We start from the raw sequence: 13,583 nt of genomic DNA, 5'->3' as shown, positions 1-13,583 counted from the left end.
CTCCGGGTGCTATGATTTGCGCTTGCTTTGCTGAGTTTTCATCATAACGGGTCTTCGTTTCATCAGAGATATAGGGGCTCGAATGTACACATCCTTCCAATCGCTTGGACGCATGGGGGAAAAGGGAGTCACATACGGTACGCCAAAGCTCTTCAATTTCGTCAGATGGATACAAATTAACAGAAAGAACAATATGGTTCCGAACATGCCCAGGATTGCTGCAAAAAACATTCCAACGAAACGCAAAAGACGCAAGGTAATGCCCGCACTATATGTCGGTATCGAAAACGAAGAGATGGCAGTAACCGAAACCACAATCACCAGGAACGGGCTAACAATGCCCGCATTGACAGCAGCGTCGCCGATGACTAAGCCTCCCACAATGCCCATGGCAGGACCAATAGGTTTGGGCAATCGTATGCCAGCTTCCCGCAGGATTTCGATAGAGATTTCCAGAATCATAACTTCTATGACAGATGGAAAAGGGACGCCTTGACGGGTCTCGATGATGCTAATGATCAGCTTGGTTGGAATCAAACCGGGATGAAACGATATAAAAGAGATATATAAAGCAGGACCCATAAGCGCTATAAAAGCTCCGAAAAATCGCAACACGCGTAAAAGTGTCCCTGGAATCCAGCGCTCATAATAGTCCTCGGGAGATTGGAGTAGCATACTGAAGGTCACCGGAACAATAAGTGCAAAGGGAGTACCATCCAGCAGAATCGCTACTCTTCCTTCCAACAAAGCACTCATGACACGGTCGGGGCGCTCAGTGTTGTGAGCCTGCTGGAACGGACTTAAATAATTGTCTTCAATAAGCTGCTCCACATAACCGGATTCAGCTAAAAAGTCCATGTCTATTTTTGAAATTCTGCTGTTTACTTCTTCGAGGAGATCCGGATTCACAATATCCTTTATATACGCGACAACCAGATCTTTTTTGATTCGACTTCCCACTTGGAATTTCTTCATTTCCAGACTTTTATTTAAGCCTTGGCGTCGAAGCATCGAAGTATTTTCACTTAATACCTCCGTAAAACCAATTCTGGGACCCCGAAGTAACGCTTCAGAGGTTGGTTCATTGACGGAGCGAATAGAGCCGTTAGGAGACCCGACTAGCAGTGCTCCCTTCATTCCTTCAATTAATAAGGCAGTATGGCCTAAAAGGATAAACTCCTGCAGTTCCTCCATATCAGCAACTTCACTAATTTGCGTAAGTGGCATCAAGCTATCTTTTATAAAAGAGTTACTTATACTTTCCTGCTGTTCCTGTGGGTCCTGCTGGCCGTCAAACATCAAGACCTGCAATACCTGCTTGTTCATAAGCTCTTCATCCTGCATACCTTCTATGAAGACTAACACGGACCGTGCATGAAATTTCTTTACTACAAACTCACGAAAATGCACATCACTATTTTCGCCTATAGCCTCTCGGATCGATTTTAAATCGGAATCATAATTCCCTGAAATTTTGGAGCTTGGTTCATGCTGCTGATCAGCATGACCTTCGTTATGTTCGTCGGAGAGCGGACGATCAGAAGAATGTTTGGATTTCGCTCCTTTACTGCCGACTAACGAATAAATTGAGGTATTTATATAGTAAATCCCTAACGGAACAATCAACGCGACGCCTGCTTGAAAGAGTGTACTCCAGCTTGGAATATAAGAAATTATTTTAGACCACATGATGATCACCTCCATACGATTCAATTCATTTTTCCTTAAGATACAAGTTGTTCCTAAAGTATTCCTTATAAAGGTTGTATTTACTCATTAAATATGAAACGGGGATTCAAAGGCCGATGAAGTGGCGATGTGACTAAAAACGTTTGACAAAGGTATCGGAAAATGATAATTTAATAGCGAAAAGGTAAACGTTTACCCAACTAATTCTCGATATTAATTATTAACGAGATGAATAGTTAATCCGATGAAATTCAAATCACGAATTTCTTCTTATTTTTTAGAAGAGTAATCGTTATCTCAAACGTTAATTACGTCATTTGAGTAATCGTTTACTTTAAGGTTTTGGAAAGGGTGATTTTTAATGAGTTTACTATTATGTCCTTCTGGCGGAGAAGAGAATGTCTCTAGCTTGGTGCATTGTGCCACTCGGCTGAGATTTAAATTAAAAAACAGGGATCAGGCCAACAAGAACAAAACACAAAATATTCCCGGAGTGATTACAGTTGTTGAAAACGGTGGACAATATCAAGTGGTTATTGGGAATACGGTAGGTGATGTATTTAAAGAAATCTCCAAAATCAGCAGTATTGGTGACAATGTTATCCAAGACCAGCCCTCCACGTCTGAAGGTAATTGGTTTAACAAGACAGTAGACATTATTTCGGGTATTTTCACACCATTTTTGGGAGCACTGGCGGCTTCCGGGATTTTGAAAGGGCTTTTATTAATGCTTGCCTCGTTGGGATGGCTCACCAAAACAGGTGGTGTCTATTCGATCTGGTTCGCTGCCGCAGACAGTATTTTTTATTTCCTGCCGCTGGCGATTGCAGTCACTTCTTCGAGAAAGTTTGGAGCAAATACGTTTGTAGCGCTTGCAGTAGCGGGAGCTCTGGTATACCCGAATATTATTACTTTGTATAACGATAAAGCGGATATTACTTTCTTCAATATTCCTGTTGTTCTTATGAGTTATACTTCTTCGGTTATTCCAGTGATTATCGCAGTTTGGTTACTATCGATTCTGGAGAAATTCCTGAATAGGGTTATTCATGATAGCGTGAAAAATTTTATAACGCCACTTATCTGTCTTATGGTCATTGTTCCCTTGACTCTGATCGCGGTTGGACCGATTGGAATATATGCGAGCTTGGGAATGGCTAAGGGCTACACCTTCTTATATAATTTGAGTCCGATTGTAGCAGGAATCATTTTGGGTGCTGGGTGGCAGCTGCTGGTAGTTATGGGTCTTCACTGGGCGTTTATACCTATTATGTACAATAACATTGCGGTATACGGTTATGATACCATGAAACCATTAATGGCACCTTCTAACTTTGCACAAGCAGGTGCGGCACTGGGTGTATTCCTTAAAACTAGAAATCCAAAAGTTAAAGCGATTGCAGGCCCAGCGGCAATAACCGGTTTGTTCGGCATCACGGAACCGATCATCTACGGGATTAGTATCCGCTACAAAAAACCGTTCGTATGGGCTATTATCGGGGGTGCTATCGCCGGGGCGATCACGGGTGCTTCGGGTTCCGTGGCCATTGCTCCAGGTATACCGGGCTTGGCATCCCTGCCGATTTTCTTCGGCACAGGATTCGCCGGATTCGTAATTGCCATTACAGTGGCTTATGTATTCACAGCCATTACCACGTATTTCTTTGGATTTAATGATTCCATGGAAAAAGAAATGGTTGCAGTCCATGAAGAGAAGAAAGAAGTTGAAACCCCAGCTCCTGCGCTGACGAATGAGAGCATTTTCAGCCCGCTGACGGGTGTTGTCAAACCTTTATCCGAGATATCTGATGAGGTATTCTCCACAGGAGCCATGGGTAAAGGCGTTGCTATTGTGCCTGAGGACGGCAAGCTGCTTTCGCCATTCAACGGAACTATAGCTAATGCCTTCCGCACAGGCCATGCGATTGGCATTGTATCGGATGGAGGAACGGAGATCCTGGTCCACATCGGTATGGACACCGTCAAATTGAAAGGACAGCATTTTAAAACGCATATCTCAGAAGGGGATCGGGTTACCAAAGGTCAACTGCTAGTCGAGTTTGATATTGAGGAGATTAAAGCTCTGGGCTATGACATGACTACACCGATTATTGTGACCAATACAGCCGAATACTCTGATGTTAAGGTGCTGGGAAACAACCGAGTGCACACGGGAGATTCATTGCTGGAGGTCAAGCTATGAATACAATGGAAAGACTGAATCAAGTCAATGCACCTCTGGTCATTCAAGAGGTAATGAGTGAAGCGTTCCGCCCGTATGGGAGGCTGCTGACTCATTTCAATACGACAGGGCTTATCAAGTATGCAAAAGAAACCACTATCGTTCCCAATCAGGGAAATCATTATGTACCCTCGGTTGCAGAACTCGAAGCCTTTGGTGTAATTCATCGGATTCAAGATGAAGTGTATGGCCAACTCCCGATTCAGGCTGGCTTTTGTGCAGGGCAGAATACAGGACTAACAGGGCTGGAATATCATCAGGGCAGCGAGGTGGTGATTGCCGCGACGGACTGTATCCACCTTGTCGGCAAAGTACAGGACATTGAAAATAATACCTATGATAGCGAAAATGTTCAGGCTTTTTTCCAGCCTAAAAACACAGTGGTTGAGCTATACTCAACGACACTTCATTATGCTCCTTGCAAGGTTGACAGTGAAGGGTATTTGACGATAGTGATCCTATCAGCAGGAACGAATATGCCGCTTGAAACGGGAGAAGGTAGCCGGGGAAACCCATTGCTTACAAAGAAAAACAAATTTCTTATGGTTCATAGTACGCAGACGGAAAAAATTGCAGCCGGGGTCCACCCCGGACTACACGGCAAGCTGCTGAATATTTTACCCGTTTGAGTCAAAGTCAATAATTCATAAAGCAAAGAAACCGCCTCTGGAGCAAGTTGAATGGTAGTTCCATTCTTCCAGAGGACGGTTTCTTTGTCGATTAATCTATAAAATTTATAATGAGGAAGACCGTAGCAAGTAGGCTGTTTTGCAGAAAGGAATCAGATGACTATGCTCACTCAGGAATTAAAACAACACCCCGTGAGTTGGCCAGAATGACTTATATTTCAGCTTCTTACCTTTATCCCTTGAATCGGAGTAGGGAAATCCCTTGAAATTTATGATTTAAGCCACATCGTGATTGAAATCACATATAGCCTGACCTGTTGCTTTAAAATAGAGATATAGACAATATTTATTAGGAACGTAGGAGATGTCGTCGGTAGAAAATGTCGTCGAATGAATGGAGGAACCGGTATATGATAAACAGTAAACAGAAGCTTGTTGTTATAGGTAATGGTATGGCTGGTATCAATACGGTCGAACAGATTTTAAAATTAACGGATAAATATGAAATTACGGTCCTTGGAAGTGAGCCACATCCGAACTATAACAGGATTATGCTCTCTTATGTTTTGGAGGGTAGTAAGACCATTGAGGATATCATACTGAACGATTTGCAATGGTACAAGGATCAAGGTATTACTTTATATACTGGGAAAATGGTACGGAGCATCGACGGAGAAAGAAAGAGGATTCATACTGAGGACGGACTGGAAATTGATTACGATGTAGCTTTGGTGGCCACCGGCTCCCAATCGTTTATTTTGCCTATTCCGGGAAAAGATTTGCCGGGAGTCATCGGCTTCCGAGATATTGCCGATTGCTCGGCAATGCTTGAGGCGGCGAAAACCTATAAAAAGGCAGCAGTTATCGGTGGAGGGCTGTTGGGACTGGAAGCAGCTAAAGGCTTGGTCAATCTCGGTATGGACGTAACGGTCGTTCATTTGATGGAGGATTTGATGGAGCGTCAGCTGGACCGGGAAGCCTCTGCGATGCTGAAAGCAGAACTAGAACGCCAGGGAATCAAGTTTGCTATGCAAATGCAAACTTCGGAGGTGTACGGTCAAGATCGGGTACAAGGATTGCGGTTTTCAGACGGAAGCGAGTTGGAAGCAGATTTGCTAGTTATGGCCGTCGGGATCAAGCCTAACATTCAAGTGGCTGTGCAAAGTGGTATAGAAACGAACCGTGGAATTGTAGTCGATGATTTGATGAAGACTTCCATGCCAGATGTATATGCTGTAGGGGAGTGTGCTGAGCACCGCGGGCTCTGTTACGGTCTGGTTGCCCCGCTGTTTGAACAGGGAAGTGTAATTGCCAAACATTTGGCAGGTGCGGATACCGAAGGCTATGCGGGATCAGTGGTTTCCACCAAGCTCAAAATTTCAGGGGTGGATGTTTTCTCGGCTGGCGAATTCATAACTGCTCCTGAGCATACGGTGATTGTAGCAAAGGATGAGTGGAAGCGCACTTACAAAAAAGTACTGCTTCGTGAAAACAAGATTGTTGGAACTGTGCTGTTCGGAGATGTGAGCGAATCTGCCAGTCTTCAGAAATATGTACGGCAGCAAACGTTGATGACAGATGAGATATATGGACAGCTCATGGGTACTGGATGCAGCAAGGACGGGGCGAAATCATTATCCGCTGAAACGATGGCTGATGATGAAATTGTCTGTGGCTGTAACGGTGTAACTAAAAAGACGATTGTGGATGCAATTAATGAAAATGGACTGACCACAGTTGATGAAATTAAGGCATGTACCGGAGCAACTCGTTCCTGTGGAGGATGTAAGCCTGTCGTTGAGCAAATTCTGCAGTATGTTCTTGGAGACAGCTTCAAGACGTCAGCCAAGCAAGGAATATGTGGCTGCACAACATTGAGCCGGGACGAGATTGTGGAAGCAATCAAAACCAAAGGGCTGACGACAACGCGTGAAGTTATGAATGTACTGGGTTGGCATAATGATGAAGGATGTTCCAAATGCCGCCCGGCGCTGAATTATTACTTGGGTATGATTAACCCGGATACCTATGAAAATGAGGAAGATTCCCGTTTCGTCAACGAGCGGTTGCACGCGAACATTCAAAAAGATGGAACGTTTACAGTTGTTCCAAGAATGTACGGCGGTGTAACAACTCCAGAGGATTTGAAGAAAATAGCTGATGTTTCTCTTAAATACAACGTTAAAGTTGTTAAAGTAACAGGAGGACAGCGGCTAGATTTGATTGGTGTCCGTAAAGAGGATTTGCCTAAAGTATGGGAAGAACTCGATATGCCGTCGGGATATGCCTACGCGAAATCTCTTCGTACAGTTAAAACCTGTGTTGGATCGCAATTTTGCCGTTTTGGCACACAGGATTCTATGGGAATGGGAGAGTTGCTGGAACGGAAATTTGAAAGATTGGATTTTCCGGCAAAATTTAAATTAGCGGTCAACGGGTGTCCCCGCAACTGTGCGGAATCGTGTACGAAGGATATCGGGATTGTAGGCAATGATGGAGGCTGGGAGATTTTTATCGGTGGAAACGGCGGTATAAAAGCGCGGTTGGCTGATTCGCTCTGTAAAGTGAAGACGGACGATGAATTAATTGATATTGTGGGAAGCGTGATGCAACTGTACCGGGAAACAGGCCAATATCTGGAACGTACTTCGGAATGGGTCGAACGGACCGGCCTTGAAGAGATACGGAAGGCTGTCGTTCACGATGTAGATCATCGCAAAGCTTTAGTAGAACGGATCGAATTTGCACTCCAGCAGGTTGAAGATCCCTGGAAAAAGATCATCAACGATGCCGATTCACGCAAAAATTTATTTGAAGTAGTTACACCATCTGTTGTGTGAATGCTTTTTAAATAATGCCTTAAGAAGGGAGCAATCAAGCGAATGATCAAGCATGCTGAGTGGCTTATCGTCGGTAACAGTAAGGATTTCCCAAATAGAATTGGGCGGACTATCCGGTTGGATGATAACGAAATCGCCGTTTTTCGCACTTCGGAGAACAAGCTTTACGCTGTTGAAAATTCCAGCCCGCATCCCAAAGGAGGGCCGCTTACCGAAGCGATGGTATCTGGTCATTACATTTATGATCCGCTATGTGATTGGAAGATTGATTTGGAGACGGGTATCGTTCAAGAGCCTGATCACGGACAAATTAAAACATTCACCATTCGGGAAGATGGAGAAGAAGTGAAAATATCACTTTAATGCAAATAAGAAAAGGCTCGGCAGGAACAAGTCCTGCTGAGCCTTTTTCGTCTTGGATCAGGTAATGGTAATGCCTGCGCTCGCATAACCCACAACGGTATTCACAAGAGAAACTCCCGTAGCAGTCGCGGAGAAGACCAGAAGCAGACGAGTTTGTGCAGTTACCGGTATTGCTAATCCTGTTGTGATACCACTGGAAATTGTACCCAGGGCAACGATGCCTGTGAGTGGTGGTGCCAGAGTAACTGCGGCTCCAGGAACCGCTGTAAAGGTATTGTTAGGTGTAGGCGAACTGAACAACTGGGCAGTAATCGTTGAGGATGAAGCTACTAGAGCAAGCGCGGCCGTTGTACTAAAATATCCGGCAATCGATGTAATGACGCCATCCCGTGGAACGGAGAAAGCAAAGTTGATCGGTGGACCGACAAGCGTACCGGTCAGGTCTACGGTTCCACCCACAAGGCTAATGCCTGTTGCCGAGCTTCCGAAGCCGATTAAACTGGCAGTGCCCACCAAACCACCAGCAATGGTTGTCAAAATCGCAGGTCCGCCAGAAGCAAACGGAATGATCGCTCCCGAACCCGTGGCTCCAGTAACGCCTGTAGCTCCTGTAGCCCCAGCGACCCCCGCTGCGCCCGTGGTCCCGGTAGCACCCCCGGCAGGTCCTGCTGCGCCTGTAGCTCCAGCAGCCCCGGCGGCTCCTACTGGCCCAGCGGCGCCGATAGGGCCGGCGGCTCCAACAGGTCCGGCAGCCCCGACAGGCCCAGCAGGTCCAACTGGACCTTGTGGTCCTGCCGCACCCACAGGTCCTGGTCCACCGACAGGACCTGGCGCACCACCCGGCCCAACAGGTCCGGCAGGCCCTTGTAGCCCGGGTGTGCCTGACCTGCCTCCCAATGCAATACTGATAGCCGTCCCGGCACTTCTGATAGCACTGATCAAACTGTCTTTAAGGGCAGGGTCAATGGATTCCTGCAAAATGATAGACAACAAGATATCCAGTAGTTGTTGCAATGTGGTTCCAACGCCGATCGGAGAGAAAGGGGTGGCTTCCGACGCTACGATAGCCAGTTCCAACGCCGCCAGTAAATCTGCTTTAACGGAGCCTTTAAGTTTTAAGGTACTCGCCAGAGCTAATAACCGGCGTAAAATCTGTTGCAATGAAGATACATTAGCTGCAGAGGGATTAGCGAAAACCAGCGGGATGATCGCGATTAATTCCTGAATCAGCTTGAGAAGTTCTTCCATTTCTCTGCTAACTTTAGGTGGTTTGCAATCCTCTTCTTTTTTTGAAGCACCACTGAACCTGAACGGTTTTCTGTGTTTCATGTTCAATTATCTCCTCCTCACATTTCTCCCTACTGTAGAGGTGACAAGTGGATCATCGCCCCCGTTTTGCAGATATTAACAATATATTTACTGAAGCGAAAAGGGTGAATCACCACACAAGAATTATTATTGGAGGCTTGTACATGAGCTTTAATATCGATTTTCTGTATTTCCAAACCGGGCTTCTAACTTGTAACGCTGTATAAAATATTCGTTAATTGCGGAACAGTTGTGACCTCAATGTGAACTTTCGGATGCTCCTTCTTTAGTGAGACAATAACGTTGACCAGTGGCCTGACTGATGGCGGATTGAAGCGCATCAGGCGCATAAGCTTCCTGACTCCGTGTCTCTTGAGGAAGGAGCCCTTATTGAGCCAACTGCTGTGTTTGGAGCTTTTAATTTCAGACAAGCGTCAATCTAAAATCTTAATTGATACGCAAGGTTAGTCCATATCATTCATAAACAAAGCGCGGTCTCCGAATAACTCGGAAACCGCGCTGTTTTGCTTACACTCCACTAATATATCTAAATCCATTGGGTACTTAATCAGTCTTATTTGAAAATACGTACCAGTAGTTCAGCCATCTCGCCTCTGCTAATGGCTGCCTTTGGTTTGAGCGTTCCATCAGGATATCCGCTGATCCAACCTGAGGAAACAGCCTTTTCGAAGGCTGAGGAAGCCCAGGAAGCGATCTGCTGCTCATCCTTATAGGATTGCAATGTGACCGTGCCTAAAGCCGATGCCTTATCCGCCATCGCATGTGACAATATCACCATCGCCTGTTCACGGGTAAGACGTTCATCGGGGGCGAATGTCTCAGCATTTAACCCTTCGATCCATCCCTGACGATGAGCGGCATCCACGGCTGATGCAGCCCAGTGCCCTTTCATATCTGTAAATGAGGTAGGCACACTCTCATCTCCATTGGTTCCCAACGCTCTGGTTAGTATGGATACAAATTCTGCACGGCTTACCGCACCCTCCGGACGCATGTTGCCATCTTTGTAGCCTTGCATCCAGCCTTTGTCTGCCAGCGATTGCAGGGACTTCGCCGCCCAATGGCCTTGGGCATCCGGCCATACCGGAGCTGTGCCTTTCGAATCCGCTGAATTTGTTGTGCTGTCCTGCGCGTTTGTATTATCGGATGGAGACTTTGTATCAGTAGAGACAGCAATCGCAAAGGTACTAAACCGGGTCGTATCGAAACCCACAGCCGACAGATTTCCTTTGGAATCCCTCACTGCCGTACCTTTCAGAATCTCATGCTCTCCATTGTCATGAATAACGAGAATAGAAAACTGGGGTTCCTTGCCCTGCAATTCACGGATGGATTCGGCATCCAGTGGCAGAACGATATGCGATGTGCCTGTAACGTTAGCCTCGATCTCTACAGACGCACCGATCAGCTCCAGATTGGATTGTTGTCCGGCCCAATCGCGTATTTGCTGTGCATGTTGTGCATCTGCCTGCTGGAATGACAACGTAACGTCCTGCTGACCCGAGGCCATGTCGGTTAAGGTATGACTGGATAGCATTAGTGTTCCATATTGAGATATGACCGAGGCTCCGATGGTATCCCATTTATTCAGCGAAGAAAGGGGAAGAATAACCTGACTAATATTCTTTTCCTGCTCCAGATAAATATCCGCGTAAGCCTTGCCTTCCAAACGGGCCTGATTGATTTGTCCGTCCAGAAATGCAGTAGAAGGAATATGGATGATGACTGCTTTTCCTTGTTCAGAAAATCCAGGCTGCTTTTGTATAACAGCGTTGTTATGGTCCTCGTCTTTTTTATTAGAATTGCCAGTGTCCACAATGACCTTTGCGGGAACGGTTACTTCGATTTGCTGTGTCAAGGCATGAGAACCATCGCTTACCTTGGTGACCTCCAGTATCACAGTAACCGCCGTTTGGGTTGCTGCTGGGAAGATAGCCCCATCTGTGCGAATCATATCCGGCTGGCTAGTGCCGCTGATGGTCAGACGGAAGCCCTCGGGCACAGCAGGTAGCTTGAGCAGGGTATCACTGGCGGCAGGTGCAGCCAGGCTTGTGATGGAATCGGCTACACGTTGGGCGGTTAATCCCTGTGCATACACTAATTTGGAGGGAGCACTTTCCATACCATTCACGATCTGTAGCACGTAGTAGCTGACTCCTTCAGGAACAGGTGTAAATACATATTTCCCTTCTCCAGAAGCGGTTCCTTGCGCAATCAGCTCCTGCTGGGCATTGTACAGCTCAAGCCGTGCGCCCGGCCAAGCGCCTGTAACGATCACCGAGGCGGTAGCGTCATTGCCTGCTGCGGCTTCAATAGTACGGGGCAGCACGTTTATGTGGCGTTCGGCTGGCTCAGCCGACCAACCTGAATGATCGCTATAAGCATAGTTCAATACGTATACACCGGGCGTATTCGTATCCACGTTGCCGATACCTGTTAGTTCAGGTACCAGAACATTACCGTACACGCTGTCCAGTACGCTGGCTCCCGGATCGGTGAAGCTACTGCCAGCTTCCAGTATGATCGGGTTGTTGCCGTTCAAACGTACATAGGGCGTATTCGGCAACGCCTTCAATACCGTGATCATGAATGATCTTTGTACGGAGGCTGAACCTTTGGATATAGTGGCCTTTAATTGTACATTCACATCACCGTCTATAAACTTCGGCCGATTTACTTGACCCGTACTGCTGAGAACATCCGGTTGATCCGAAGACCAATCAATACGTGTGTCGAATGCTCCTGTATTGGGCAAAGTGATGGAATCCTTAATCCCCTGTGGGTAATCCAGTTTCAGGGTATTTGCTGCCAAATTCACTGCTTCATCAGCACTTACGGGCAGTGCGGGCACGAGCAGGCTGAATGTTTTTCGAAGTTCAACTCCGCCTCTTGTCAGAACAGCTTCCAGCGTAATGGTTTGATCGCCCTGTACATAGCTCGGGAACGTGACATGACCGTTGTGATCCAGGAACTCGGGGTGATTCGAAGTCCACGATACCTCAACACCGTTCAAGCCTTCTTTCGGCAAATATACGTCCCCGGTTACGGTGGTTACAGGTACATCAAGTGCCGCGTAAGCTGCGTTTACGGCTTCAATATCGTTCATCGGCAGACTGAGCACATGTGCAGTGAAATTCTTTGTTTTCGTTAAGCCTTCGAGATGCAGGACAGCCGTCAGGGTAACATCTGTATTTCCATCAATATAGGAGGGTCTGCTAAGTGTTCCATCTGGTGCGATAACAAGTGGATTGGCAGAGGACCATTCGATCTGGACACCACCATAGCCGGACAGAGGAAGAGACAAATTTTCTTTCACCGCAGACAAATCGCCCAGTGACAGGCTATCTGCTGCCTGATCCAGTGTATTTTGTGCAGCTACCTTCAATACGGTAACGTCAAAAGTTTGGGTATCCGAAGTGGTTCCCTTTGTAATCGTCGCGGTCAGCTTTACTTTCCGATCACCCGAATCGTAGCGCGGGCGTGTGACAGCCCCCTCATTGGTGATGACATCAGGGGTATCCGAACTCCAGCTTACCGTTGTATCGTTCAATCCGGTCAGCGGCAGTGTCAGCCGTTGTGATACCGTAGCAGCCGAATCTCCTGATGCAAAGCCAGGAGCCAGTGCAGCTTTAGCCTGTGCAACATAATCGGCATCGGTCAGAATATTCACCGTGACCTCTACGGGAGCACTTTCGCCCTTAACATTCACAGCCTGAAGGCTGTAAAGAGCTGCACCGGGAGGTAATGGCGAAGAATCTGTGAATTGGGTTAAGGGTCCTGTATACAAGGTGACACCATTTCGGATGACCTTGTATGAAGTCGCATAAGGAACAGCATCCCAGCTTAATTCCACCGTATTTCCTTTTTTGGTTCCTGTAAAATGACCTGGAGCCTGTGGAACGGGCAATCTTTCTCCATAAGCTTCAAATTCCATGACAGAAGCCCATTGGTTGTTTCTCGCATTTCCTTGATCAATATACAGACGCAAGTATCGTGCAGTCACCGGGGAAATGCTTCTGCTAAAATGAGCGTCAGCATTATTTTGAACAGTATCGGAGGTAACCCAATTCGTTCCATCACTGCTCGTTTGCAGTCGGAAACTGTAAGGATCACGCTGATCCTGCCAGCCATTCATGATCCCCATACCTGCTACACCGTAACGATCCACGATATACCAGTCTCCCAGATTCACCTGAAGCCATTTTTCACCGTTGCTGGCTTGATACCAGCGGCTTGTCGGCTCATAGGAGCCGTCCACTGCTCTGGCGGGGCCATAGGGTTGGCTGTAGCCGCTTGATGTTACGGGTTTGTTGAGTACTACATTTTCCGAGCCAGCAGCATGGGCTTCATTCGTCCCTATGAGCAGAACCGCACCGCCGATAATGGGCAGCAGTGGAATCAGCAAACGATAGGGTTTTATTTTGTTGCGTGTGAAGTTATTGCCTTCGAGCACGCGATCACCTCTTCTTTAGAAAAATAGCATAGCGCTTT

Annotated in this window: 7 protein-coding genes; 4 read left to right on the top strand and 3 right to left on the bottom strand. The window is 46.7% G+C overall.

Going from position 1 to position 13,583, the window contains the following annotated elements:
- Positions 1–9: 9 nt before the first annotated feature.
- Positions 10–1,689, bottom strand: a complete 1,680-nt coding sequence (locus tag ACQ4MX_RS11125) for a spore germination protein (protein ID WP_431090595.1) — start codon at positions 1,687–1,689, stop codon at positions 10–12.
- Positions 1,690–2,050: 361 nt separating this feature from the next.
- On the opposite strand from ACQ4MX_RS11125, the gene ACQ4MX_RS11120 reads away from it, so the two are divergent.
- From ACQ4MX_RS11120 to nirD, 4 genes are all read left to right on the top strand, one after another.
- Positions 2,051–3,892: a beta-glucoside-specific PTS transporter subunit IIABC gene (locus ACQ4MX_RS11120; protein ID WP_431090594.1), complete on the top strand. Its 1,842-nt coding sequence runs from the start codon at positions 2,051–2,053 to the stop codon at positions 3,890–3,892.
- Positions 3,889–4,560 carry a DUF4867 family protein gene (locus tag ACQ4MX_RS11115; RefSeq protein WP_431090592.1) on the top strand — a complete coding sequence of 224 codons (672 nt, stop codon included), beginning with the start codon at positions 3,889–3,891 and terminating at the stop codon, positions 4,558–4,560. Before ACQ4MX_RS11120 ends, ACQ4MX_RS11115 begins: the two co-directional genes overlap by 4 nt.
- A 410-nt stretch (positions 4,561–4,970) precedes the next feature.
- Positions 4,971–7,400: a nitrite reductase large subunit NirB gene (nirB, locus tag ACQ4MX_RS11110; protein ID WP_431090591.1), complete on the top strand. Its 2,430-nt coding sequence runs from the start codon at positions 4,971–4,973 to the stop codon at positions 7,398–7,400.
- Between the two features lie 42 nt (positions 7,401–7,442).
- On the top strand, positions 7,443–7,763 hold the full coding sequence (nirD, locus tag ACQ4MX_RS11105; RefSeq protein WP_044645354.1) for a nitrite reductase small subunit NirD: 321 nt from the start codon (positions 7,443–7,445) through the stop codon (positions 7,761–7,763).
- Between the two features lie 57 nt (positions 7,764–7,820).
- On the opposite strand, the gene ACQ4MX_RS11100 is transcribed toward nirD, so the two are convergent.
- Both ACQ4MX_RS11100 and ACQ4MX_RS11095 read right to left on the bottom strand, forming a co-directional pair.
- Positions 7,821–9,092, bottom strand: a complete 1,272-nt coding sequence (locus ACQ4MX_RS11100; protein WP_431090589.1) for an exosporium glycoprotein BclB-related protein — start codon at positions 9,090–9,092, stop codon at positions 7,821–7,823.
- A gap of 553 nt (positions 9,093–9,645) precedes the next feature.
- Complete coding sequence (locus ACQ4MX_RS11095) at positions 9,646–13,545, bottom strand: immunoglobulin-like domain-containing protein (protein ID WP_431090588.1); 3,900 nt, start codon at positions 13,543–13,545, stop codon at positions 9,646–9,648.
- Positions 13,546–13,583 lie beyond the last annotated feature (38 nt).

Origin of the sequence: Paenibacillus sp. 8b26, from assembly GCF_050626875.1 — a bacterium.
Taxonomy (GTDB): Bacteria; Bacillota; Bacilli; order Paenibacillales; family Paenibacillaceae; genus Paenibacillus.
The sequence above is the reverse complement of the archived record's forward strand: the minus strand, read 5'-3'. Positions and strand labels throughout refer to the sequence as shown.

Bases quoted from the DNA above. Each gene is read 5' to 3' on its own strand.
- ACQ4MX_RS11125 (WP_431090595.1), bottom strand. From the start codon at position 1,689: ATGTGGTCTAAAATAATTTCTTATATTCCAAGCTGGAGTACACTCTTT.
- ACQ4MX_RS11100 (WP_431090589.1), bottom strand. From the start codon at position 9,092: ATGAAACACAGAAAACCGTTCAGGTTCAGTGGTGCTTCAAAAAAAGAA.
- ACQ4MX_RS11115 (WP_431090592.1), top strand. From the start codon at position 3,889: ATGAATACAATGGAAAGACTGAATCAAGTCAATGCACCTCTGGTCATT.
- ACQ4MX_RS11120 (WP_431090594.1), top strand. From the start codon at position 2,051: ATGAGTTTACTATTATGTCCTTCTGGCGGAGAAGAGAATGTCTCTAGC.
- nirB (WP_431090591.1), top strand. From the start codon at position 4,971: ATGATAAACAGTAAACAGAAGCTTGTTGTTATAGGTAATGGTATGGCT.
- nirD (WP_044645354.1), top strand. From the start codon at position 7,443: ATGATCAAGCATGCTGAGTGGCTTATCGTCGGTAACAGTAAGGATTTC.